The organism is Chitinophaga fulva, assembly GCF_012927205.1.
Lineage (GTDB): Bacteria > Bacteroidota > Bacteroidia > Chitinophagales > Chitinophagaceae > Chitinophaga > Chitinophaga fulva.
In genome coordinates, this window is the sequence record NZ_JABBGC010000002.1 from 1,022,025 (window position 1) to 1,046,933 (window position 24,909).

General features: G+C 51.0%; 13 protein-coding genes. 2 read left to right on the forward strand and 11 right to left on the reverse strand.

Features of this window, described 5'->3' with window-relative positions:
* Window positions 1–14 precede the first annotated feature (14 nt).
* Together HHL17_RS20725 and HHL17_RS20730 are read left to right on the forward strand one after the other, a co-directional pair.
* Window positions 15–2,603: a sodium:solute symporter family transporter gene (locus HHL17_RS20725; RefSeq protein WP_169226697.1), complete on the forward strand. Its 2,589-nt coding sequence runs from the start codon at window positions 15–17 to the stop codon at window positions 2,601–2,603.
* A 133-nt stretch (window positions 2,604–2,736) separates the two neighbouring features.
* Window positions 2,737–2,901, forward strand: coding sequence for a hypothetical protein (locus HHL17_RS20730; protein WP_169226698.1), 165 nt, complete (start codon window positions 2,737–2,739; stop codon window positions 2,899–2,901).
* Between the two features lie 139 nt (window positions 2,902–3,040).
* Here HHL17_RS20730 and HHL17_RS20735 read toward each other — a convergent pair whose 3' ends face one another.
* The 11 genes from HHL17_RS20735 to HHL17_RS20785 all read right to left on the reverse strand — a co-directional run bounded on the left by HHL17_RS20735 (window position 3,041) and on the right by HHL17_RS20785 (window position 24,893).
* Window positions 3,041–5,044, reverse strand: coding sequence for a glutaminase family protein (locus HHL17_RS20735; protein WP_169226699.1), 2,004 nt, complete (start codon window positions 5,042–5,044; stop codon window positions 3,041–3,043).
* Between the two features lie 615 nt (window positions 5,045–5,659).
* Complete coding sequence (locus HHL17_RS20740; RefSeq protein WP_169226700.1) at window positions 5,660–6,922, reverse strand: hypothetical protein; 1,263 nt, start codon at window positions 6,920–6,922, stop codon at window positions 5,660–5,662.
* A gap of 157 nt (window positions 6,923–7,079) precedes the next feature.
* On the reverse strand, window positions 7,080–9,356 hold the full coding sequence (locus HHL17_RS20745; RefSeq protein WP_169226701.1) for a family 20 glycosylhydrolase: 2,277 nt from the start codon (window positions 9,354–9,356) through the stop codon (window positions 7,080–7,082).
* A gap of 94 nt (window positions 9,357–9,450) precedes the next feature.
* The gene (locus HHL17_RS20750) at window positions 9,451–10,056 is read right to left on the reverse strand and encodes a pseudouridine synthase (protein ID WP_169226702.1); all 606 of its coding nucleotides are present in this window, start codon (window positions 10,054–10,056) and stop codon (window positions 9,451–9,453) included.
* Window positions 10,057–10,077: 21 nt separating this feature from the next.
* Window positions 10,078–10,545 (reverse strand): hypothetical protein, encoded by a 468-nt coding sequence (locus tag HHL17_RS20755; RefSeq protein WP_169226703.1) that lies wholly within the window; start codon window positions 10,543–10,545, stop codon window positions 10,078–10,080.
* Between the two features lie 118 nt (window positions 10,546–10,663).
* Window positions 10,664–15,691 (reverse strand): DUF4132 domain-containing protein, encoded by a 5,028-nt coding sequence (locus HHL17_RS20760; RefSeq protein WP_169226704.1) that lies wholly within the window; start codon window positions 15,689–15,691, stop codon window positions 10,664–10,666.
* Window positions 15,692–15,751: 60 nt separating this feature from the next.
* A complete protein-coding gene (locus tag HHL17_RS20765; protein WP_169226705.1) occupies window positions 15,752–16,177 on the reverse strand; it encodes a hypothetical protein in 426 nt (141 codons plus the stop codon).
* A 69-nt stretch (window positions 16,178–16,246) separates the two neighbouring features.
* Window positions 16,247–16,636 (reverse strand): hypothetical protein, encoded by a 390-nt coding sequence (locus HHL17_RS20770; RefSeq protein WP_169226706.1) that lies wholly within the window; start codon window positions 16,634–16,636, stop codon window positions 16,247–16,249.
* 1 nt (window position 16,637) lies between these two features.
* Window positions 16,638–17,174, reverse strand: coding sequence for a YceI family protein (locus HHL17_RS20775; protein WP_169226707.1), 537 nt, complete (start codon window positions 17,172–17,174; stop codon window positions 16,638–16,640).
* An 82-nt stretch (window positions 17,175–17,256) separates the two neighbouring features.
* Window positions 17,257–18,318 carry a PQQ-binding-like beta-propeller repeat protein gene (locus tag HHL17_RS20780; protein WP_169226708.1) on the reverse strand — a complete coding sequence of 354 codons (1,062 nt, stop codon included), beginning with the start codon at window positions 18,316–18,318 and terminating at the stop codon, window positions 17,257–17,259.
* Window positions 18,318–24,893, reverse strand: coding sequence for a fibronectin type III domain-containing protein (locus HHL17_RS20785; protein WP_169226709.1), 6,576 nt, complete (start codon window positions 24,891–24,893; stop codon window positions 18,318–18,320). Before HHL17_RS20785 ends, HHL17_RS20780 begins: the two co-directional genes overlap by 1 nt.
* Window positions 24,894–24,909: the final 16 nt, after the last annotated feature.

Here is a 24,909-nt window from a genome sequence, read left to right on the forward strand (position 1 = left end):
GTAAAATACACGTCATGAAAAAACTGATTCTTCCTTTATTATTGATATTGGGTATGTCTTTCCGCACTGCCGTCAGCCGTGGCCAGAAGCCACCGGCGGGCTATTTCTCCTGGGGACAGCTCCCAGCCCTGCCGGATGATCATGGCTTTGCCGGGTCTTTTGCCGGCGTGTCCAACAATGCATTGCTGGTGGCCGGCGGCGCTAATTTCCCCGATGGGCGCGCACCCTGGAACGGCGGCATTAAACAATGGTATGACCAGGTATGGGTACTGGAAAAGCCCGACGGGCAATGGAAACAGGTGGGTAAACTGCCGGTGCCGCTGGGCTACGGCGTGTCCGCCACCTGGCGGGATGCCCTGGTATGCGTGGGTGGCAGTAATCAGGACGGCCATACCACGAAAGCGTTCCTCCTTCGTTATACTAACGGTCAGGTACAAACGGAACCGTTGCCGGACCTCCCTGTTCCCAGCGCCAATGCCAGCGGCGCGATGGATGGCGACATCCTGTATGTTGCCGGCGGCACGGCAGCACCTTCCGATACCACTGCCACCAGGTACTTTTGGTCCATAGATCTTTCGCAGCCTGCTGTGAGCCGCCGCTGGCAAACGCTCCCTCCCTTTCCCGGGCCAGCGCGTATGCTGGCGGTAGCGGGAGTGCAACAACATCACTTTTACCTGTTCAGCGGCGTACATACGTATACGTTACCCGGTGACGTTACCATACACCGCACCTTCCTCACAGATGCCTGGTGTTATGAACCGGGTAAAGGCTGGCGCAGTATTGCGCCGTTGCCTCATCCGGTTGCAGCCGCACCCAGCCCGGCTTTCACGGCGGGCCAGTCGCAGCTGCTGATCTTCGGCGGCGATGATGGGCGGTATTTTGAGCAAAGCAGTCAGCTAAAAGAACAGCATCCGGGTTTCTCCCATGACATACTAGGCTACAACACCATCACCGACAGCTGGGCTGTTACCGGCGGTATGCCGGTACAAAAAGCCGGTGACAGCGTCACTAACCCAAACGGCAGTACGTGGGCGCCAGTGACCACACCGACGGTGGTTTGGCAGGGACAACTGATCATTCCCGGTGGAGAAGTAAGACCCGCCACCAGGACACCACGGGTACTAACGGCTACGCCTACACAGCCGCCCAGCGGCTTCCGGTTGACCGACTGGCTGGTAGTGGGATTGTATTTCCTGCTTGTGGTGGGCATCAGTGTGGTCGTGTCCCGCAACATGCAAAACACCACCAGCGACTTCTTCCTGGGTGGTGGCAAAATACCATGGTGGGCTGCCGGCCTCAGTATATTTGGCTCCAAGCTTAGTGCCCTCACGTTCATCGCCATTCCGGCCAAAGCCTTCGCCACTGATTGGGTGTACTTTCTTAATAATATGATGATCGTGGTGGTAGCCCCGCTCATCGTCTATTTTTACCTGCCGTATTTCCGCAAGCTGAAACTCACCAGTGTTTACGAATACCTGGCCATCCGTTTCAGTCCCGGTGTAAAACTATTAGGCAGCTTTACTTTCCTGGTATTCCAGCTCAGCCGGTTGGGCATTGTGATATACTTGCCTGCGCTGGTTTTAAGCGCCGTTACCGGGGTAAACATCATCATCTGTATCGTGGCCACCAGTGCCATAACCACCGCCTATAGCGCTTCCGGCGGCATAGAGGCCGTTATCTGGACCGAAGTGATGCAGGTGGGCGTGTTACTGGGGGGTGCCCTGCTCAGTCTTGTTTTTATCTCCCGCTCGCTGGATGGCGGTTTCGGGCAACTGTTTACCGAAGCCGCAGCCAATGGCAAGTTCCGGCTGGCCATTTTGCAGTGGGACATTACACAGCCGGTGCTTTGGGTGATCTTTGTAGGCGGCTTCCTGACACAGCTGGTCACCTACTCGTCTGATCAGGTGGTGGTACAGCGTTACCTGACCACCTCCACAGAGAAGGAGGCCCGCCAGTCTATCTATACCAACGCCCTCCTGGTGGTCCCGGCTTCGCTTATCTTTTTCCTCGTGGGCACCGCGCTCTGGGTGTACTTCCGGCATCATCCGGCCAACCTGAACCCACATGGCAATACCGACGATGTGTTTCCATGGTATATCTCCCAGCAGCTGCCGGCAGGACTTGCCGGGCTCGTGATAGCCGGCCTTTTTGCCGCTACCATGTCCACTATCAGCTCCAGTATGAATGCCATCGCCACGGTGATCACCACTGACTTTTATCCTTTGTTCAGGCCTTCGGCCGATGACAGACAGCGATTTATATTCGCCCGCCGGATGACCGTGATGCTGGGTGCCCTGGGCTGTGGCATTGCGCTCTACCTGGTGTCGTTGCACAACACTTCTATCTGGGACCAGTACCTGAAAATCATCGGGCTGTTTGGCGGATGCCTGGCAGGGATGTTCCTCGCAGGGATCTTTATTCCGAAGGTGAATGCACGGGGAATTATCATCGGCTTTACCATCAGCGCAGTAAGCCTCTATTTTGTGCAACGGTATACGACTATCAACTTTTTCCTGTACCCCGCAGTAGCGGTGGTGATCTGTGTGGGGACCGGATACCTGGCTTCCCTGGGTAGTAGCCAGGAGGCATCCCAGGCAGTATAAAAGCGGGAACTGTAGACAGCGTTGTGTGAAATAATTGCATCAGTATTGGTAGCATCAACCTTTGTAAACAATTCATTTTCAATCACTTTTATTTCGGCATGTTTTTCCCGGCTATATCTAAAAATCCGTTTTTATGAAACGCAACCGTCACAGCAGAACAGCTAAAATGAACCGTAGCCGTTCTCATCACGAACCGGATGAACGGATCAATAACCCGACATCCGAACAGAACCCGCAGAATCGGGAACAACCCATCGAAACACCTAAGAAACATGGTGAACACCGTAAAGGAAAATAGAACCAGTGTTCATATAAAAAACGGCCCGGAAATTCCGGGCCGTTTTATTATACGTTGGGCAATGTATGATTACGTTTTCCATTCCCCCGTTTCCAGGGCTTCGGTGTCAAATTAGATTATTGACTTTGAATTGCCGCTGCTATTTGCCTTTGTGCAGCTTCACGTCCAGCATCTTCATAAAGTATCCACCGACCACACTCCTCGCCTGAAACCCTACTTTTTTACCATCTACCGATTCATGCCAGTCGCTCAAAGGAACTCGTGTAGGCGTTTCAGTTATATACTTATACAGCGGTTGTACGAAGGGTGCCATATCATCCCCCAACACTGCCGTCCACATGATCCAGTCAGATTTTGTGTACGTCTTCCGGCTGTCGAGTGGCAAGCCGAAAGGTTGCTGTTTTCCGAGGTAGTAGCTTATCTCCTTACTGTAAACAGCCTTCGGAAAGAGATGATAATCAAGCACTTTGTCCCATACCATATTATACTTCTGGCTCCAGGTGCCAGGCTTGCCGAAGGCCAGCGTATAGTGGTCACCGTCAGCAGCGAGGTCCAGCCATCTTTTAGCCATATCACGCGCCTGATCGTTATATCGTGTAGCCGTTGCCGTTTCTCCCAGCATGCCAGCCAGCATAGCATATGACTTAATACCCATGATAGCTTTCAGCGAAAGGTTGGCATTACGCGCAAGATGTCCGGCAAAGTCATCGGTACATAGCTGGTTGGCCGGATCAAAGCCTGCCTGCAACAGGTAGTCGGCCCAGGTGGTCAGTGTTTTCCAATGCGCCTTGGCGTAACCAGCATTGCCTTCGACCACCGCAATAGCCCCTGCCAGGATCAGCATATTACCGGATTCCTCCACGGGCATATCTTCCCCATATACCTGCCCGTTAGCCAACGGGTAAGTACCCAGGTCATGTGCTGCAAATGGTTTGGTGTAACGTCCGCTTTCGGAATATTCAAAGATGCCGGTCATCATGCCTTTCAGCAGGTCAGGGTTATATAGGAGGAAAAGAGGAGCCGAAGGATAGGTAACGTCTACCGTATTAATACAGCCATTGCTGAAATTTTCTTTTGAGAGAAACAACAACTCTCCTTTAGGGCCTCTCACCAGTTTGTGGGCCGCCACGCTCTGGCGGTAGGCCAGTTCACACAAAGCGGCATACTGTTCCCCACCGGCAGCGATGGCGTCGGTACGCAGCTCCCGGTCAAATGCTTCGCACTGCTGCTGCACGGAGGCATAGTCTTTCAGCGCCGTATTGAGCGCATTTTCGATAGTGGCAGCCGGGGTATCTTTCCACCACGCTTTCAGATTGGTATTGAAATACTGAATGGCATAAAGATCATCATACCCGATCAGGAACAGCTGTTCTTTCGGCGCCGTGCCCACCATGCCTAAAGACACGCTGGTGCTCAGCACCTGGTGGCGGTCACCTTTGACCGGACTGGCTTTCTTATGCGCAAAGCGCTGCACCGCTTCGACAGGGGAACTGATGTACTGGGTAGCTTTCGCCGATAAGGGAACGCCCACATACAAGTAGCCCCAGTCAATACGCAGGTCATCGCCCTTTTTCTGCAATACCGGTTGCAGCACGGTGCCCGCTTTCAACAGCGACAACTGTCCGCTCGTGAACTGCTTCGTAGTGACCGGCTGCGACGGCCCGTTGACCGCCAGGTCGGTGGAGGCGCCAAAATATACCTCCACAGCATGCTGCCGGTCGTCGGTCGCATGTACACAGTAAGAGATATAAGATACCGGCCTGGACATCAACATAAGATCACGCACCAGCAACGGCGATGTAAAGGTCAATGTAAGGGCTACCTGTCCGCACCGGAACTGGTAAACTGTCTGGGTGGCATGGACCGCCACATCGGTCTGTTCTGCGGGCACAATGCCTGTCTCCGCCCCATCGTCAGGGGCGCCCAATACCCGGTAAGTCACACCGTCCACTTTCACCAGGCCAGACAATGCCTGCTGCGCTCCTGTCCAATGAACAGTAGCAGACTGATTAAGCGCATCGGTATTGGACCAGACGCTGAAGTACGGGTCGTGGGTTATCAGCGGATAAGCGGGCGCTTTCTGCTGGGCTTGGGCATGGTATCCGGTGATACCTATACATAAAAGGACCAGGATTCTCTTCATAACGGGAATATTAAGCGTATTTTTTACAGTTATGAAAAATAGTAACCTTTTTGAGGAACCAATCAGAAAAGTGATGATCGGTAACTATGATGGCCATGATTACTACTGATTCGCCTGATAGCGAAGAGCGGTGTAGATACCAAAGCATCTTATTGGTATATATTAAAACTAATAGATCAGAAATCAGTGCGAAGATTACAATACTTGGCTGATATTAAACAGCATGCTTGAGAGTGTGCTGTCAGAGAAGACATATTATCGCGCAGGGCAATATGCCCTACTCATTCCGGATAACATCCTTCAATATATGGGTCTACGGAATAACACGGCCTCACATGCTCCACATATTCCGGATGCAACCTTCCTTTAAACAAGCCTGAAGAACATCGTAGCCCAGGGCTTCAGCCCTGGGATTCCGGGATGCGTTCCGGGATGCATACGGCATGAATTACGGGGGGATATGTCGGGCATAACAAATACCGGCACAAAAAAACGCAGACCCTGCAAACGCCTTGGAGGCCCTGAGAAGCCTTTTTAGTACGTTATTCAGATCTGCGCGTATCTTGAGTCAGATTATTCGGAGCGCAAAAATAAACAATTAAAATAAATTTTCAATTAAAACCAGATAAACCACTGTGGCTGCCAGCGTATCAGGCTGGCGACAGCCCAGATAAGCACGGCCATGCCCAAACTGCCCAGCGCCTTACGGTTTTTCCAGGAGTAACCTAATAATACCGGCACCTCCCAATATTTGGTGATCACATACAGCAGCAGCCCACCAAGACCGGTCCAGTTGAGCATGGGAATTGTCCGTTGCCCGCCAGCCAGTACACAGGCACATAACCAGCCCACCGTCAGCAACTGCAGCCAGATGTAGTTCTTCGTCCCGCACCTGGTCACCTCTTCGATGGACATGGGCAGCAGCATGCATGCCAGCAGCACCGACACCGCGATCAATAGCTCCGGCCGCACGGCCGGCAACAATACCAGCACGATCCATAACAACAGGGTCGCGGCGGTATACACCGCCAGCAGTTTATCCGCCCGCAGCGACTGTACCGGGAACGGCAATACCAGCCGTCTCAGTACTTTATGCAGATAGATAACAGGCGGTAGTGTAAACAAGGCCACCATGCCAGGCACCATCACTTCATAAGCGTACCAGTCCTCCGGAGCGCGGAACATCAGCCACCCCAACGCCAGCGTGGCTCCCAATGCCGGCAGTCCCACCTCAACGATGGCTTTCTTAGCTGTGCTGCGCCTCTCCAGGGTGTCCACTACATGCTCTAAATAACGTTTGATCAGGTCCTGCCGTGTAGCCACCGCCGTTAGCTGTGCCCACAAGGTGAAAACGGAGACCTGTAAAATCACGGTCCGCAGCATCTGGTCCCCGATCAGCACACCCCAATAGATACCTGCCACACTAAGCAGCAGCAGCTCCCATGTGAGCATGCGCGGTGAGAAAATACGGCGGAACAAACGATACAGCTTTGCATATAACCAACCATATATCCGGCTCCAGTAACGGCTCAGCAAATGAATCAGGGAATAGGCCGCAATGAGCCCTGCCAGCCCTATCAGCATCCGGGAGGCGGTAAATACCCCACGCAACGCCTGTAAGCGGGAAGGTTGCTTTACCTTATATACAAGCTCTGTATTAATTAATAACTCCTTTGCCAGTATGCCCGCCTCCTCGTGGCCTACTGCTTTCAGCTCCTGCGCATGCTGCTGCCAGAAACTGTCAGCCACAGGCTGACCGGCGTACGTCTGTAACGTACCGTATTGATACAATAATTTCTTTTGGGAAACAGAAAGCCCCGACAAGGTCTGTGCGAGGTCATAATCCCTGGTTTGGGCGTATGCAGAACAGGTTAACATAACAATGATGACCATGATTACTGCTGATCGAAGCCTACAGCTAATACTCATACATTTCATTTTCTTGCAGAAACATCCTGCAATATAAACAAACGACAGTAGAACCGCGCATCAACGTGACCCGGGGCTTCAACCCCGGGTATCACGATCATAATAACTATAATTTTTGGAGCGGACTACCTTTCACGCTGTATTCCAGTTTCAGCGTGTATCCGCCGCCGCCTTCCACAAAGTCCACTTTCAGCGCGTGCCAGCCTTTTTCCAAAGCTACCTGGCCGCTTTTCTGCAATGGAGCATGCCAGCCGTCATTGTTGACGATCGTTTTGTCGTCGATATAAAGCATGCCACCATCATCGCAGGTGAGATAGAAACTATAGATGGCTGTTTCCGGCGCATAAAAGTAACCTTGCAAACGGGCGCCAAAGGCTTCCCCATGGCCCAGTCCTTCCGGGATGACCACCATATCAGTGTGCAGTGTGCTGTCTGGTGTGGCTTTTATTTTAGCCGTGGTTTTAAACGCGCCTTTGAAGTAGTCCAGCTGGAAGCCGGTCGTAGCCGGCTTATTGGCCAATGCTTTGGCATAAGCCTCCTGACGGTAACGAAGGGTGTATATATCCCCACGGTTGCCCATCGGGCTGAAAGCCGCCAACTTAAAGGTCTGCGGTGCTGTTACCGGTAATGCAGCAGGCAAAACAGGTGACTGCGGACCGGGAACAGCCCCGTCAGTCGTATAACGTATAGTCATGCTGGTTAAAGGTGCTTTTACTTCCAGCATGCCTTTGTCTACGAATACATTGTCTTCTGTAAAACCTTCCAGATCAGGTAAACGGTAATGAACGCCCAGCTGATCGAGGCGGGCAAATTGTTCGTTTAACCGTTGGAGGTAGTTGTCATAATCCTGCCGGTGTGTCCATAATACTTCCGCCAGGGCTGTCATGCGGGGCATGAACATATAATCAGCGCGCTTTTCAGAAGGGATATATTCCGTCCAGATATTAGCCTGTGCGCCCATGATGGTGGTCGCTTCCGCGGCGGTGAGGCCTTTAGGCACCGGTTCAAAGTGGTATACATTGCCGAGGGAGTTCCTGTCCGGCGTAGCATCGAAATACAGCGGGTTGCCCGGCGTCATGATCACTTTGTTGCCGTGGCGGGCAGCCTTCACCGGGGCGTCAGGCACCCAGGCGCGCCAGTACATGAGGATGGCCGTAGGACTGATACCGCCTTCCAGGATTTCATCCCAGCCGATCAGCACTTTGCCTTTGGAATGGAAGAATTTCTCCATTCTTTTAACGAAGTAGCTCTGCAGCTCTTCCACGTTCTTCAGGTTGTTGGCCTTCATCACCTCCGCACAGAGCGGAGAAGCCTTCCAGCTGGTCTTTTCCACTTCATCAGCGCCGAGGTGCATGTATTTGGATGGGAAAAGCGCTGCTATCTCCGTATAGATGTCTTCCGCAAACCGGAAGGTGCTTTCATTACAAGGACAGATAGGCGTGGAGAAATCTTTGCCCCAGCCGGACTTACCGTCGCAGGTGAGGAAAGGATACGCACGGATGGCGGCCATCATATGGCCCGGCATATCTATTTCCGGGATGATCTCTATATGGCGGGCGGCCGCATAAGCGATGATATCTTTCATCTGGGCCTGTGTATAGAAGCCACCATAGAGGGTTTTACCATCTTTATGAATGATATGCTCCTGATCAATCTCCATATCCGGGTTCTCTTTCGCTTTCTGCATACATACAGAATCCTGGTTGTTCAACTCTCTCCAGGCGCCCACGGTGGTCAGCAAAGGGTATTTTTTAATTTCAATGCGCCAGCCCTGATCATCTGTCAGGTGCAGGTGCAGCTTGTTCATCTTATACAACGCCAGCAGGTCGATAAATTTCTTCAGATAGCTGACAGAGAAAAAATGGCGGGACACGTCGAGGTGCATACCGCGCCAGGCGTATACCGGATGATCTTTCAGCTGCATCGCCGGAATGGCCACAGAACGAAGGTTGCCGGTGGTGCGGCCTTCGATGGCAGACGGCATCAGCTGGCGCAGGGTAACGATGGCCCTGAAAAAACCCGTGGGTGATTTAGCGCCAATCTGCAACTGTTGCGGTGTTACCTGCAGCGTATAGTCTTCCTCCCCGGGCAGCGTGAGGTCCTGTTTCAGCACGATAGCGTTGCCGGAAGCTGCGGTAGCAGTTTTGAGCGTGGTGCCAATCCCCTGCTTCACCAGTGCCTGCAATTGCGCCACCTCATTGGTAAAAGCGCGTGCATTGGCAGGTAATACCAGCGGGGTGCTGCCCGTAATGGTAAAGGTTCCCTCCATCGGGACCAACTGCTGCGGATAAGGAATAATCGGGTAACGTTTTTCCTGGGCACGGGCGGAATGAAGCCCCATGCCCAACGCCAAAGACAGCGTCAGAACGAAAACTCTTCTCATAAAAAATTCTTGTTATAGCATGATTTCCAACAAGCAAACCTAACAAGAAAAGAAGGCGCTTCCTAATGGGATATTCCCATTTTCGGGTTTTATTTTATAGGTCAGTCGCTAATTTCAGGCGCTCAAAGAAGGTGGCTTCATCCAGTTCCTTTACCTCGCCGGGCTGCATATCCCCCAGCTCCATATCTTCTATGGACACGCGGATAAGGCGTTGGCAACGGTGATTCAGCGCGCCTACCATTTTGCGCACCTGGTGGTACTTACCTTCCGTCAGTGTGATCAGCAACCAGGTATGCGGCGCCCGCTCCGGTGTTTCAGAAGGACGGAGCAACAGGCCGGCAGGCCGGGACACAATAGACGCCTTATAAGGCACCGCCATATACTCCAGTTGACCGGTGATCGGGATCCGGACACCTGTTTGCAGCCGTTGCAGCGTCTCCGGTAACATATGGCCTTTGACCCGTACGAGATAGGTACGCTGATGCGGCCGTTCTCCCTGAAACAGCAACCGGGTAATTTTCTTGTTGGTCGTGAGCAGCAGCAATCCTTCCGAATGGTTGTCCAGCCGGCCGATGGCATGTGTCCCTTCGGGAAATTGAAAATCCAGGTCACCCAGCAGGTTCACCTTTTCTTTGTCAGAACTGATAAACTGGGAGACCATATCATATGGTTTATAAATAATAAAATAACGGTGCGTCATGTGGCTGCAAATTGCCACAATTCAACGGAATTTCCATAAAGGCTTTCCTGGAGGCGGCTCAGGGCGGGGCAAGGTAGGTGATTGTGTATACAGCAGTTCGTTGGACAACACGCCCAGCATCACAGGCGTACCGGTCCATTGAAACGGCATACCGGCATAAGGTTGGGCCAATATAACCCGGTGCTGGTAGTTTTTATCGTAGAGGACGAACATAAACGCTTCTCCCGAGATCTGTATTTTATCATCGGTGTAAAGGGCGTCTTTTACATAAACAGCATACAGGGGATCGTTTTCCCGGAGGCGTTGATCAAACCAATCGTCCGCTGTTGCCAGGCCGGGCGCCTCCTCCATCTGCTGACCTCCGGCGTTCACCAGCAGCAGGACAGGGCTCAGGGATGCGGCATGGTTATTTTTAAAACCTGCTACATATTCCAGCATTAGCGAAAAAAGGTTCATCAACTCGTTGGAAACATCCTGTAGTTCCTGCATAGCAGACAGTATTAGGCTTACATCCTGACTGGTAAAAACCAAACATACAGAATATTACTGATAAAAAAACGATCATTAAAAAACCCCGGGCTAAAGCCCGGGGCTACAATTTGTTCGTTTAATTTCGAGAAAGTTGCTCCAATACTGTCGGGTCTTGTATTTCATGGTCTCTTGCCAGTAACAGCACCTTGGAGATCAGCTCAGCAGACTTCGGGTCTTCGTCCACAAACGGGAGGAAAATCCGGCCTCTGTGCTGCGAATGCACCGGCAGAATGGAAATGTATCTTCCCGGCAACTGATGCACCACGGCACTTCCCAGGTGTATGCTGTATTCACCCAGCTTACCTTTGATCGTAGCATGATTGCCGTTCACTTTCACATTGGAGAGCTTAAACAGGCGGAGGGTTTCTTCCAGCAGCACTTTTCTCATTTCGATAGAAGAATGGCTGGCTTCAGGGTCTACCCCACCCACGTGGGCCACGCTCACGACGAGGTCCAGGTCACGCATCACCTCACTGAAGATCAGCGGGGAAATATCTTTAAACGCTACCGGTGTATACGTTTTAAGATCGTGGAACTTAATGGTCTCCAGCGTCGGGCTTTCCACTTCCGCTGGTGAGAACCAGTCGGCCATAGCATATATTTTAGCCACAAAACCTTCCTTGTGGAATACTTTCTGTAAACCTTCTTCGTAGTCCACTTTCCAGCCCCTGGTTTTAAGCAGGGCGGCTGTCTGTGTAGGCTGTACCTGATGACCGGCATAACGGCGGGACACAGATACCTCCTTCAGTTCATCTTCCATCGGCACATACAGCTCACGGAAGATCTGCTTGAACGGTTGCTGGACAGACTTCTCAAAGCAATAACGCTGATAATCGCTCCACACGCCCGCCCGATGCAGGTCGCTGCTGTGGGCAATGCGGATGGCGTCTTTGGCTGTCAGCTTCGTCGCTTTTCCTTTGGCATCTACCAGGCTGCCGCTGTGATAGAAACCGTTCGCTTTATCTGTGATGAACACCAGCTTTTCCAGATGTTTGGCAATCACCGGGTGATCGAACAGCGTGGATATTTCCTCAAAGGAAAACACGTCACCGCGTACCATGGCATCTTCCAGCCCTTTGCGGGAGCGACGGAACTGTTCACGCAGCGTTTTCCTGTACTCGTTCAGCTCTTCTATTTTCTTATCCTTTTTGTATTTCGGCGGAACGGCTTTCAGCTGTTTATCCCCTTTGAAGGCCACCACATCGGCCTGACCTTCCTCGTCTATCACCAGTCCTATCGTCACATCGTCGTACTGCACCTGTGTTTCTTTAGACAGGATACCCTGCACCTGCCGGGTTTCCATGGCCCACGTCAGTCGTTGCGGGTCAGCATATCCCGCGTTACGCGCAAGGTTTTCCATGGCAATCCGCAGGGCCAGTGCTTCGCTGGATTGTTTCTGGGCGCCAAACTGACGGCTTTCTTTTTTAAACTGCTGAAGATATTCGTAGCGGGCCAGCACATCTTTTTCCGGATTGGTTTTGCTCAAGGGTATCAGGCCATAAAGACGCAGGTAGTCCTGGTCGCGCTTTTCCTTTACCTTCTGTGTCACCTCCTTGATCTTGAGATCACCGGTGATAACGTCAGCGTATAAACGCGCGCGACGGTGAGCATTGCCATCGCTGATAAATTTAGCCGCTTCGTATACGATAGGCCAGCGTTGTTTGCCCAGTTCTTTATAGGCTTTCACGAACCAGTCTTTGTCTACCGCGCCATCTTTGAAGTCCTGTAAATCCACTGCGGAGTAACGGGCAATTTCGCTTTCTGCTTCCGCATTTTGTTCGTTGCCGGCTGATTTGGTATGGGCATGCATCCACCAGATGGCGGAGTCCAGGCCTTTCCAGTCAAGATGCTGGCTGACAAACTTCTGCCACTGTGGCGCATATACGGCCGCTTCTATCAGTTGCGCTTCCGTGAGCTTGACTTTCTTTACGGTTTCATCGAACAGTTCCTGTGTGTCTTCCGGCAGCGGGAAACAGCATTTCAGCAACAGGCTGAATATTTTCTGTTTGCTCATAGCGTCGGTATTATAGGTATAGATATAACCACGATTGAGCGTTGTTTTCCCAAGGCCGGCCCATATTTCACCGAAGCGTTTAACGCCGTAAATGGCTCCCAGCACCTGTACCATGTTGGTTACCGGCGTACCGGAGTCTCCCCTTTTCAGTTCAATGTCCAGGAAATGTTCCCTGACTTTGACGAACATTTTTTCGAGAAATGGATGCTGTTCAAAGTAGTTGTCCTTGTTTTTGCCTTTGCGGCTGCCGGACAGGGTGCGCATATTTTCTACACTGATCAGACCGCGGTACATCTCACTTTCAGATATGATTCCGGCTTCAAACGCGTTGATAAATACCGGTAATGGTGGCAGGTACCTTGCGGCCAGTTCTGGCAGGCCGGAGAACTGTCGCCAGTGGTAAAGATTCCAGCAGTCTTCCAATGGCTGTTTTTCCGTGGGGACCGTATAGAGGAATGACAGAAAGCGTTCGAGCTGCGTACTGCTTTGCCACCCCGTCAAACCGTAGTACCCTTTTTGCTGGAATTGCAGCATTTCCGGCGTCAGTGCATTAAACACGCGTTTGCAGCCACCCAGCAGGAACTCGGCCCGTTGTTCAAACGGGTGAATGAGCTGAAGGGCATTCGTCACTTTCAGTACCGGGTCATTGTATTTATAACGACGGTCTCCTCTCAGCGCCACTGGTATCACTTCTTCATAAGTCGGTTGATAAGGCTTCATGATGCTTCCTCCCTTCATTTCATCTTCCGTGTCATACATGTCAACCATCAGGGAAGTCAGTATGAAAATATCCCGTGGCGTAAAGCCGCTTTCCTGGTACCATCCCTCCCATACTTCCGGCAGCGGGAAATGTGCATATTGCTCTTCGTTGGAAGCGAATTTATAGGTGTATATCTTACAGTTCTGAAAGCTGTTACCCAGCAACACCATGGATTTGGAGTTGTCGTAATTCTCTACTTCATATTCGTAAGTGGCATGTTGCTGAAACAGGTCATTGAGTTTAATGAATTGCTCATGCAACGCCTCCATCGGCATGGAGAAGCCGTAAGGCCCTTCTGCGATGCATTTACCGTAGTAGTCATTAGGATCTACCGGTGGCAATATCACCGGTGAAATAACAGCAGGGTCGTACAATCCGTAGCCATTCTCTGCGGAGTAAGACAACACATTATTGTCTTCCGAGAGTTGTGATAATAATATTTCTTCTTTCTGGGAGACGCTTTTCCGCTCTCTGAAGGATGTGACCCAGCCGGTACGTTGCGTAGCGAGACGATTGCTTTTCTGTAAGCGCAGCGCGATGTCCAGTCCACCGAGGCGTTGTTCGACATCGCCCTGCAGGAGCTTTTCTGTTACCGCTGTCACGATATCGTCCTGTTGACTGAGCACCATGTCGATCGTTTTGCTTCTGACAGAGGCCCCTTTACGTTTTAGTATATCCGTAAACGTTTCCATTTCCTGCAGGGTAAACTGCTGGCCATGGAGGGCATTAAATGCGATGGACACCACATATTCGCCTCTGTCCTTCAGCAGACGCAGCGCGAAATTCCGCTGGAACGGTGTCAGTGGTCCTTCTTTCTCCTGGTCATGGTAACTATATGGCGAATAACCTTTCAGCAGGCTACGGGACAGTTGTTCGCGCAGGGAGACATTCATTTCATCAAAATACCCCAACACAATTTCCAGCCTGTCTTCCCGGTCATTGATCATTTTGATCATCGCGTTGAACACATTATTGCGTTCGTATTTGATCGTCAACCATGAAAAAATATTTCCTTCAAATGTTTTTTCCTTTTCCTTTACCTTCTGAATGATCGCATGGAGCCTGTCGAACATCTCAGGGAAGTAGGTATCGTAGTGGGCTGCATTAAACTGGACCTTGTTGTTGATGATCACCACCGCTCTGGCTATTACGGCCAGGTCTGTGTCCAGCAGGCCTTCATAGGCAGCCGGCATGTCCACGTTATAGTAACTGGTTTCCACGGCGAACTTCAGTGCCAGGGAGCGTTTTTCTGCACTCTTATCTTCCAGCAGTTGAAATACCAGCGGGCGTGTAGCCATTACGTCGAGTACGCCCAGCGCCCATAGCGCCATGTATACGTCCGTATTGTTCTTACTCTTCATGGCCGCCGGAATCGTGTTGGGGGCTTCGAGGTATTCCAGCCCTTTCTCCAGGAAAGTGCGGACAGTGGTTTCTTTTTCTGCTTCCCAGAAGAGGCCGGCCCATACGTCCAGTGCCCGGACAACGGACGAGAAGCGGGTCAGCTTATTGTCCAGTACTACCTTCAGCATGTATTTCAGCGCGCCTACGGAAGTTTCGTCCAGCGCTTCCATGATGGTTTGCCGCAGCCCTTCCTGCCGCTGTGCAGCGAGGAGCAGCTTCTCCACCAGTTCCCACGCCGCCTGTTTGTTGCTGGTCAGCAGGGCTTTGATGAGTGCGCGGCTCACCTTCCCTTCCGGGTCTTTATTATAGATAATATCTTCACATGCCTTAAACAGGGACTCATTGCCCAGGTCGATGGCAGCAGACCATATGCGGTATATCACTACGCCAAAAAGATGGCCCTCACAACGTACCTGTTCTTCCAGGCTCAGGTCAAAACAGGTAAACTCCGTCTTGGGATAATATGAAAACTGATGTGCATACGGGATTGCCTGCCGCAGGAATTCCAGCTGCAAAACGAAATACACTTCCGGGTCGCTCGGCGCCCGGAAAGAGCGACGGGCATAACCGGTCTGGTACATCAGGTGAGGTGTCTGCTCCCATGCATGTTTAACATAGGCGCCAATTTCCTTACCGAACAGGTATTCCAACAGATTGGCACCTTCCGTGGTGTCCCAGAAACCATTTTTCAGCAGTTCCTCCAGCCGGATATATTTTTTGTCTTTATAGGTAATTGCAAATGTCTGAGCATAGCCATTTCTCTTTTCATGCTCCAGTAGTTCATTGAGCATGATCAACACTATTTCGGCTGCGTCCTTTGTCAGCAGCGGATGCGTGGTTTCGCCATTGTAAACGGCTTTCAGGTCTGTGGCCAGATTTTCGATGTAATGGGGTTTAGTCCTGGTCTTCAGGAATTCTTTAACGTCCATGGTCAAACAAATTAAGGTATGGTAATCGGGTTAAAAAATGAATGTCGGCATAAGTGATTTTTACCAGAAACTACCGGCGAGGAAGGTCAGCCGGATGAAGGTGATCACGGTTTCGGGATGTAGTACAAAGGTACGATCAAGCCCCTGTAACTCCTCCTCATCGGCAAAAACAGCGTACAGGCCATCTTCGTAGGCCAGCATGGCTGTCTCCTGCGCTTTGGCCAGATCGGCTTTATTTTCATTGTAAATACTGCCAAAACCCACCTTTCCGGTGCCGGCCTGGTCGGCAATTTGTTCTTTGGAGAGAAAGGGCAAAAGATTTTTCTCTAAAGGTTTGTCGTTATAGGCAGTCACCTGTTGTTTGACAACAGCTGCCAGCAAGGCGCGGAGTGACGGGTTAACGGGCAAATCATCTATGACAATCTTTTGTTTCTCTATCAGTGCATGTTTTCTGCCAGCTTGCCTGGCATTAATAATCAGGTCCATTCTATAGTCTTATCGGTACACAAACAAAGTTCAATAGCGAAGATAGGAATACCCATGGAACATCAAAAGTTATTTTTTAACGGTCCACCAGGGCTGTAAGACCAGCCAGATCAGTGCGGGCAACAGGTGCATGGGCGCTGTCAGGCCGGGGAACAGCTCCGGCGCGGGTATGTCCAGCGGCAGGCTTACCCCGAAAGGAATACCGGCACTGAGTACTGAAAATACCACCAGCCAACCGTTGAAACTGCGGGGCACCTGTCCTTTCCAACGCTCCAACAGCCAGCAGGCCAGCATGATCACCATGGCGCCCCCCATATTAGCGCTGATGATGGCCGTTACCGGCGCCACCCGGGAGAAATCCACTCCCAGCGCCGCCTGGTAAAAGACAGCATACCCCACGGACAGTGCTGCCGCGATCAGGCCAGTGGCGATGCCACACCAAAAAAGTACTGGCCGCATATTACCTGGCGGTAACGGGAACGGTTACTGTAAGATGGGTATAATCTGATTCGTCGCCCCGGGGAGTGGTAATACCAAAGTCGCCCCTATTGACTTTAAACGATCCCTGAAATACGCCCTTATCGCCGTTACGTGTGAAAGTAAAAGGAATGGTGAACGGTTTTTTAATGCCGTGCATATCGAGGGTGCCTTTAGCATCGTAGCCGGTAGCGGTTTTCACTACCTCGGAAGAAACAAAGTGAATATAGGGGTACTTGTCCACATCAAACCATTTCTCACCACGGGCGTGGCGGTTTTTAAGGCCGTTACCGGTATTGATGGAAGACACATCGACCAGCACATCTAACTTTGCGGAAGCAGGGTCCTTTTCATCAAATACCACCGTGCCTTTCATGGATTCAAAGGCGCCATCCGCATACTTGCCGGTGAATTTAATGGAATATCCGCTGCTGATTTTCCAGTTCTGGGTGGTGATAAAGGTAAAAGCAGCCATCAGCATTACCAGCAAGGCAGCTGCCGGGTAAAGGATCTTTTTCATGAGTAACAGTTTGTGTTTGCAGGGCAAAAATAAAGCCGGCTTTGTATCAAAGCCGGCTTAAAGTTACGTGATTTATAAGAGTTTAGCCCTGTTCGTAGATATAGAGCACATTGTTGCTGTCTGCCACAAACAGGTAACGGCTACCAGCCAGTGGCGCGTCCCGCAACGTTGCCCGGGGAGCGATGGGCACCTCTTCCTGCCAGATAACAGCCTCCTGATGCACATCAAAAACACCGATGCAGTTAAGATCTTTTCCGCCCACGCTGGCGGTGTATAACAGCTGTTCTCCCTCCTTGCGGCTGGCAAAAACATTCAGCTCCCGGCCTGTATTGTCGAGCAACGGATATTGCAACACTACAGCGCTTTGGGAAATGGGGTCTATATAACTGAACGCCCGTCCCTGCAGCACGTATCTCTTTCCATCGAACATACCGCCCCAGACAGGCCCCGCGAATGGAAACACGGCAGCATGCCCTTTTGCATCTGTCACTACGGTTATCTCCCATTTTACAGCACCGGTATGAATATCCACCGCTACTATCCTGTTGTTGTTAACCAACGCGACAATGACCTCCTCATTGGCCATCAACAGGTAGTAGAAAGCGTTTTTATATCGCTCTTTGTCCGGTACTTTGTCCAGATAACCGGGATCAAAATCTATTAACTCATCGTGCTCTCCTGTTGCCAGTGATAACCGGTTGATGATATTAAAGCGGACATTATAGCTGTCTTTTCGCAGGTAATACAGCTTGTCTCCCACTATCAGGTGCTGGTTGCCCAGCGCGATATCTTTTCGCCAGACTTCCTTCCCCGCAGCGTTTAACCGTATCAGTTGGTTAGGCCGCTGGCTTCTGTCCGTAATCAATAAGTCTTCCCCAAGTTGCACGTCCGGGAAAAGCCTCCCTCCTATTATCTGTAGCGTACCATCGGGCTGCAATACCGTCAGGGAACCGTTGCAGTTTAATATCCGGTTATTCCCGGATGTAAAAACAGGATGGCAATCCTGTACATCACCAATGAGCCTGCGTTGTGTCAGGTCTGTTTTATTCATCTCCCATAATGCCCCTTCCTTGTAGATGTACAGGCATTCCGCACTGTCACTGATAATATTAATACCGGGCAATTGTGCTGTTAGTCTAAACATTATTCTGCTTTAACAAAATTATAAACCGGGCTGTTAAGATCCTCCACAGCATCCGCAAAATCATCTTCATTCAGGCCAAACAAAGCCTGCATCCTGGCTGCGCCGAGGCCGTCGTTATCCTCTGTGCTGCCATACCATTTTCTGAAATGTTCCCTCAGCGTCAGCCTGATAATTTCTTTCGCTTTGGTGTGGGTCATTCTCCTGCCATCGAACATATAGTTAAGATGGTCCAGCGTTTGGACCTTCCTTAAATACGCCCCCATCTGTCTTCCAAAAGCCTTGCGCTTGCTGGCCCCGCCATTAAAGAAATTCCGCACGGTTGTCTCCCCCCAGCTTTTGAATTCAAAATAATGATCGCCGGCGGCTCCCATTACCTTGATATCGTACTTGCATTTGGTCCTTGTTCCTTGCGCCACCTCTTCTACTGCCAGCGCATCTTCTTCCGCTTCGTCCTCATCTGGTCCGTCCAGTTTCCTGTCAAATCTCAGCGTACCGGCAAAACGACCCTGCAGCGCTCTCAGAATGCGTAGCTGGTAAGCAGCTCCATACACTGTCCTGATCGCGTTAACCTGTTTCAGGTCTGCCCACAGCCCTGCGAAATTATAATTATCCGAAAAATATTTGAAATCCAGGATATATTCTTTCAGCGGCTGTATAAACGCTCCTGGTTTATTATCACAGGTACCGCACGGCAATCCTTTGTTGGCAAACAAGGCAGTCTTTAATCCGCTCTCACCACCCACATTGGTCTGGAAATTTGTATCAGTCCATGCGGTCCGGAGCGCATCCAGCGCGGGGTAGTCCACCTCATAGTTTTTGGACGTGCTGCTTTTGGCCTGACGTACCAGTTTCCAGGCAGCCATTATACCTGCATTGAGGTCCCTCACATGAGAGGTTATATGCGCCTGTTTTTCTGAAGTAGCCACGATTTCGTCGAGGAAAACATCCAGGTCAGCTGCATTCATTTTATCGTCCAGCAGATAATTCAGCACTTCATTAACCTTGGCAGCCGGCAGCTCCCTGCACAACTTATCAACGCCAGCTCCGCGTAACGGCGCTTTGGCCAGCAGCCGTTCAAATTTCCTGCAGACTTCCTGACTATGTCTTGTACAGAGTTTACATTCTCTCCGGTTCAGGATATCGACAGCTGTACCCGGTGTTACGTAGATGATCCTTTCCTGGCCATCCGGCATAACGGCGGTCATTACTTCGGGCTCTGCTTCTGCATTCACCGCTGCTTTCGCTGCTGACACGTAAACACGGACCGATAGCTTCTCAGTAAATTCCGCAGGCTTCATTTTTGCCACCAGGCCAAACTCCGCCTCCAATGCCTTGGCTGATATCTGTGCATCGCTGGTAGCAGCATGAAGAATACCTTCAGCCGCCAATCTCCTCGTGAGGTCGACACCTTCTTGTTTGACCAATACGGCTGTGGTGGCAGCTGAGTAGCCGGGTATTTTGGGCGGAGACGGTTTTGGGGTATACACGATGAAGTCACTTTCAAAACTGCCGTTTTCCATGCCCATTTTAAAGGCGGCCCCGATAGACTCCTCAGCAATATTGGTAACATCGGCTGCTGCTTCGAGTCCATTGTCCTGCAGCGCAGCTTTAGTTACTTTATTAAACAACTTCGAGTTCTTAATAGAAAAAGTCAGTTTGGAAGCCTGGGCCACGGTCAGCGTTTTCAGCTGCTGCCAGGTATTCGCCAGGTTTTTCAGCGACGATGCTGTGAGGTCCAGCGTACCCCGGACGCTATTGCCGGTAGCGCTGAGACGACTCAATTGTTTGAGCTTCCCAGTACCCCATACAGAAAGATTATAGCCGTCCAGTCCCAATGCGGCATAGTCCACGGTAGCTTTTAATTTATCCCACGCTTCATAGAAATCCCTGTTCAACGCATATGCCTGCGGGGTCAGGTTATTTTTCTCCACCTGTATCGCGAAGTCTGCGGCAGACACAATAGCGCTTACCCTGGATACTACCTGCGTAGCCCTGGCGGCAGCCGTAGCGATCATGGACAGGGAAGAGCCGCCGGATTCGGGCGCCAGCAATATTGCCGCCGCCACCGTCATAGCGTCGCACACCTGCCGGAGCCTGCGATCGTTTGTGGTACGTGATATGTCTTTATTATATACCACGGCCATATAGGCAGGCAGGATGTATTTGTCCCCAGCAGTGATACCAAGTTCATGATAGTTGGACACAGCCATCATCGTCATCGGTTCAAACGGGTCCATCACCTCATCGTATGACACCGGAATTTCAGGGCTGTAGTAACCGCTGCCGGCTGCAGAGAAGGTCGGGTAGACATTACGCATGGTATAATCCTGTGTCAGGAGGATTTTACCATTGGAAGACAAAGTTGCGTCCCCTTCCCGTTTCACCGAATATTCATAATAATGCAGTACAGGATTGGAATTGGAACCAAAGCCGACCAGATATTCCTGTTCGCCAGGGCAATATGGAATGGAATCGAGACCAAACATGCCCGTATAATGTTGTTTGACCTGAGGCTTGATACCCAGGCTCGCGAAATTCTCCGCGATCCACGGGTTGATTTCGTCAAATACATCCCGCACATCTTCATATCCTACACCGTTAAATTTCTTCAGTGCCTGTTCCCACAATGTGCGTAACCATTGATAGTTATTGGTCATGAGACCATTTTTCAGCAAAGCTCCCCTGTCAGTTTTCGGTGTTGTTTTGAACAGGTCCAGCAGAATAAAATGACCATCATCAGAGGTGTACCAGGCAGGATCAGTATACCAATAATCGTTATTCATGCCTGGTGACAACAGCTGATTGAGAATATACGACCTGTCTGACAGACTCAGTTGCATCAATGCGCATGGTGAATAGTTCTTTTTAATCAGATCGCGGATAACCTCAGCCGTTGCCTTGGCCTGCACGGCTTTATGTACAACGTCCAACAACATCGATTTCCCATCGGCAATTTTCGCCATTTCAGCCAGCGTCTTCTCTCTGATGGTCTGATACAGTTTATATCCACCGTCCATTCCCTGTGTAGGACCATAAACTACCTTCCGGAGCGACGCTTCCGCCAGGGACATGTCCCATTGTTCTCCCAAACAGTCTGCAAAAGCCAACAGGTCTTCCTTCTTCAGGTTGGCAATAGTGTAGAAGGTCATATAATCCTTCACCGGGCTCTTTTCATTCAGTACATCCAGCAAGAAGCTACTGATTGAACCTCCGTCTTTGCCCTTGTAGCGGAATGCTACGGTACCACTGCTAAACGCCAGACCGAAAGCATCCAGCTCCATCAGTTCACCAGCCACTTTCTTTCTCTCCAATACTTCTCTCATACTGTTTTCGTCCAACAGGAAGTTGAGGTCAACAACGGAGAAGTCACTTACGTTAACAGGAGATTTCGGTTTAAAGCGGGAAGCATAGGTAATAAACTTGCCTTCCTTTACACCAAGGAATACCGCGATACCAGTGTCTGCACCCAATGTCTTGGAAACATCGTCCTTGTATACGCTGCCTTCCGCATTCAAATAACCATTAAACCTGTTAGCGCTGAAATTAACGGCATAGCGCACCTGTTTAACATCGAAGGACAACAGTGCACCCAGCGGCACCAGGTCTTCCGTCGGTTGATTTGTGTCCACTTTATCTTTGACCTTATAGAAGGTCCGGTCGAGCGTGGAGAACGAGAGATTGGCAGCATCCTCCGGCAATGTAACTTTAGTTCCCGCCGGTGTCAGGAAGGTATAGGTATTGGAAGGTTTGTTGATGAATTTCTCAAACACCTTCACACTGCCGAATGACACCTGCTGTTGTTCCTGGTCATTTTCAAAAATGCCCCATACGTGGCCCGGATCATGCACCACGTCCCACTGGTATTTCAACAGCGAGTAGCCGTTGCTGTAATCCATCAGGTTATCGGTGGAGCGTATGTCCAGCCCGATGCCGGCGCTGAACGTATGCTCCAGCGTATAGGCGCCGTGACCGGTTTCGTGAGCCACTGTACGGCCAATGCTTTCAACCGAAGCGCCTTTGGCAAAGATGAAACCGAACTGGCTCTGGCGCGGCATTTTACCTTGAAGGTCACCATCATTCAACGCGGCCTCATTTACCACAAACAGATAGCTGGTATTATTATCTATCTTATGATCTTTACTGTAAGCCTTGCGCATGGCTTTCTCCTCACCGGTAAAGCCATTACCCAGGAAGGAACTGTGGCTGTCCTGCAACAGGCTGTCCTTGTTCAGGTCCCAGGCTCTGTTATCGCGGAAACTCTCATCAACTGTCACGGTATAGGTAACGCCTATTTTTTCATAGGCATCTTTCAGCGCTTTTTCCACGGCTTCCTGCTGTATAGTGGCTTTGCCTACAGGGATGAGCATTACCTGTTTTTGTTTGGGCGCGTAGCTGGCCACCAGCAGCTTGCCCATGCTGATGTTTTTACCACCTTTGGCGTACACCGCATATATTTCCTGTGCATCGCCCGCAGGGCCGCCCGTAAGGGTAATGACAAAACCTTCCGGTGATGGGGAAGACGGGTACACAATGCCTTTACCACTTACAAATTTGATTTTGCTGGTATCGATGTCTTTTCCTCCTGACAACGTAGCGATCACCTGGTCCTGTTCTCCTGGCAGGATAGCCTTGGCAGCTACACGGTAACGGCCGTCCGCCAGTTTCTCATAGCTGCTGTCGAGTACCGGTTTGCCGTAATAATTGTCCTTCCAGGCATCGAAAGCATATTTGCTGTTTTTGCCGGAGAAGGTAAACATACCATTGCTCAGGTCCAGCGTATTGAGCGCTGCCAGTGCACCCGGGTTGCCGGCGAGACTCTTATCCCGTGTACCCGCTGACGTTACCTTGCCATTTTTATCTACGTTGTAAAGGTTACCATCCGTGTCTTCTATCACCAGCGGCAGGCCTTTACCTTTGTCTTTATAGTTAACGGTTTCAGACTGACCGGTATTGGAGTCGGTAAACGTGATAGTACCGTCTTCTGTATTGACTTTGATGCTTTCCTTGGTGAACAGGTGCAGTTTGGTAACGATGTCCGGTACCACATCGCCTGTTTTCACCTGGCCTACATCGTCGCCTCCACGTTGGTTTTTCTGTTCATCGCTGATGAACTTATCGATGCCTTCCGTCACGGCCTGCATCTCTCCGCGGGTCACCACCATGTCTGTATTGACGCTGATTTGTTTGAACTGCACCAGCATACCACCGCCAAATCCGGGAGTGACTACCTTACCCCGACCGCTATATACGCCGTCGCCACCGGAGATGTCGCTTACCAGTACATCAAAATGCCCGATGCGGAAAATAGCGCCGCGGGCGGCAGAAGGCAGCGGCGTATTGTTTTGCGGCGCCTGTAACAATGCAGGGTCGCCGCAGGTGAATGTACGCAACGGTTTAGTCGTTACCGTTACCACATCACTGAAGGGGCCATAAACGCCGGTTACCCGCCATTGCAGGCGGGCCTCGTAGCTGCGGCCCGGCTCCAGGCTATGTACGTTGAGCGCGGTATCCGTTGGTGATTCCGAGGTTTGCCAATCGTATTCCACGCCGTCTTTTTTGACAGCGCGATATTGCACCCGGTAAGTCTCCACCCGGTAAGCCGCACTGGCCGGTGCTGCCGCCCATTGCAGCTTCATCGTCCTTTCTCCCGTGGCTTCGCCAGACAATTTCGGTTTGCTGATTTTATTCGTCTCGAAGGGGTTGTTACCCAGATAAGTAAAGCGGCAGCTCTGGCTTAGACCCTGATTACTGAACATATCGCGGCCGCTTTTATCACGCGCCTGCACTATCCAGACGTATTCCATACTGTCTGTCAGCGCCGGTTCACCGGGGCCATAAGGGATCGTGGTATTATCTGTGGTGATGGTATAAATTGGCCGGGTACTGCGTACGATATAATCCGGATTACTGTTTTTCGGTTTGATCTCATAAAGGGAGAAGATATACTCCGTACCACCTCCTTCCAGCGGATTGGGCGTATTACGGCTACTCCAGCTGAAGGTGAGGAACTGTGGATCTCTTTTCTCCACACGGCTGCCACAGATAGGCAGGTTCAGCAAGGGAGGATCATTTTTCTGGAAGAAAAAGATATTGGCGCCGGTATTACTCACCTGTACCGTTGGCCGGCGATAATCGAATGCCGTGAAGGTGATGCGGTAAGACCCTTCCGGCAGGGAACGGGTACGTTCATAGCTATCGCGGCTAAATCCCCCGCTGAATTCAATATTGCTGGTATTAAGATAATCGGCCAGGTCGGTGCCACTGATGATGGTAGGCACCCCTGCGCTCAGGGTGAGCGGCCGCGGCGTGAAAGCCGGTGCCGTACGCATGATCAGCGTGCCATTTCGTTCCACTGTCATCTGCAGTCTCACATCATAGGACGGTTTGGTCAGGTCGTTCTGCACCAGAATCACCCGCAACTTGTCACTTCCCGGCACTACGTAGTCCGGAAGGTAAACACTGTACGGCGGGATAATCTGTGTACTGGCAGTAACAGGGTACTGCTGTGCTGCCGCCGTCTGACTGATACAGATCAACAACAGATAACTCAATAAGTAACGGAATAGGTTGGGCATACCGCGGATGCTGATT

Excerpts from the sequence above, each read along its gene's own strand:
- HHL17_RS20745 (WP_169226701.1), bottom strand. The coding sequence starts at position 9,356 with ATGAGAAGAGTTTTCGTTCTGACGCTGTCTTTGGCGTTGGGCATGGGG.
- HHL17_RS20730 (WP_169226698.1), top strand. The coding sequence starts at position 2,737 with ATGAAACGCAACCGTCACAGCAGAACAGCTAAAATGAACCGTAGCCGT.
- HHL17_RS20785 (WP_169226709.1), bottom strand. The coding sequence starts at position 24,893 with ATGCCCAACCTATTCCGTTACTTATTGAGTTATCTGTTGTTGATCTGT.
- HHL17_RS20725 (WP_169226697.1), top strand. The coding sequence starts at position 15 with ATGAAAAAACTGATTCTTCCTTTATTATTGATATTGGGTATGTCTTTC.
- HHL17_RS20740 (WP_169226700.1), bottom strand. The coding sequence starts at position 6,922 with ATGTTAACCTGTTCTGCATACGCCCAAACCAGGGATTATGACCTCGCA.
- HHL17_RS20755 (WP_169226703.1), bottom strand. The coding sequence starts at position 10,545 with ATGCAGGAACTACAGGATGTTTCCAACGAGTTGATGAACCTTTTTTCG.
- HHL17_RS20750 (WP_169226702.1), bottom strand. The coding sequence starts at position 10,056 with ATGACGCACCGTTATTTTATTATTTATAAACCATATGATATGGTCTCC.
- HHL17_RS20775 (WP_169226707.1), bottom strand. The coding sequence starts at position 17,174 with ATGAAAAAGATCCTTTACCCGGCAGCTGCCTTGCTGGTAATGCTGATG.
- HHL17_RS20735 (WP_169226699.1), bottom strand. The coding sequence starts at position 5,044 with ATGAAGAGAATCCTGGTCCTTTTATGTATAGGTATCACCGGATACCAT.
- HHL17_RS20770 (WP_169226706.1), bottom strand. The coding sequence starts at position 16,636 with ATGCGGCCAGTACTTTTTTGGTGTGGCATCGCCACTGGCCTGATCGCG.
- HHL17_RS20780 (WP_169226708.1), bottom strand. The coding sequence starts at position 18,318 with ATGTTTAGACTAACAGCACAATTGCCCGGTATTAATATTATCAGTGAC.
- HHL17_RS20765 (WP_169226705.1), bottom strand. The coding sequence starts at position 16,177 with ATGGACCTGATTATTAATGCCAGGCAAGCTGGCAGAAAACATGCACTG.
- HHL17_RS20760 (WP_169226704.1), bottom strand. The coding sequence starts at position 15,691 with ATGGACGTTAAAGAATTCCTGAAGACCAGGACTAAACCCCATTACATC.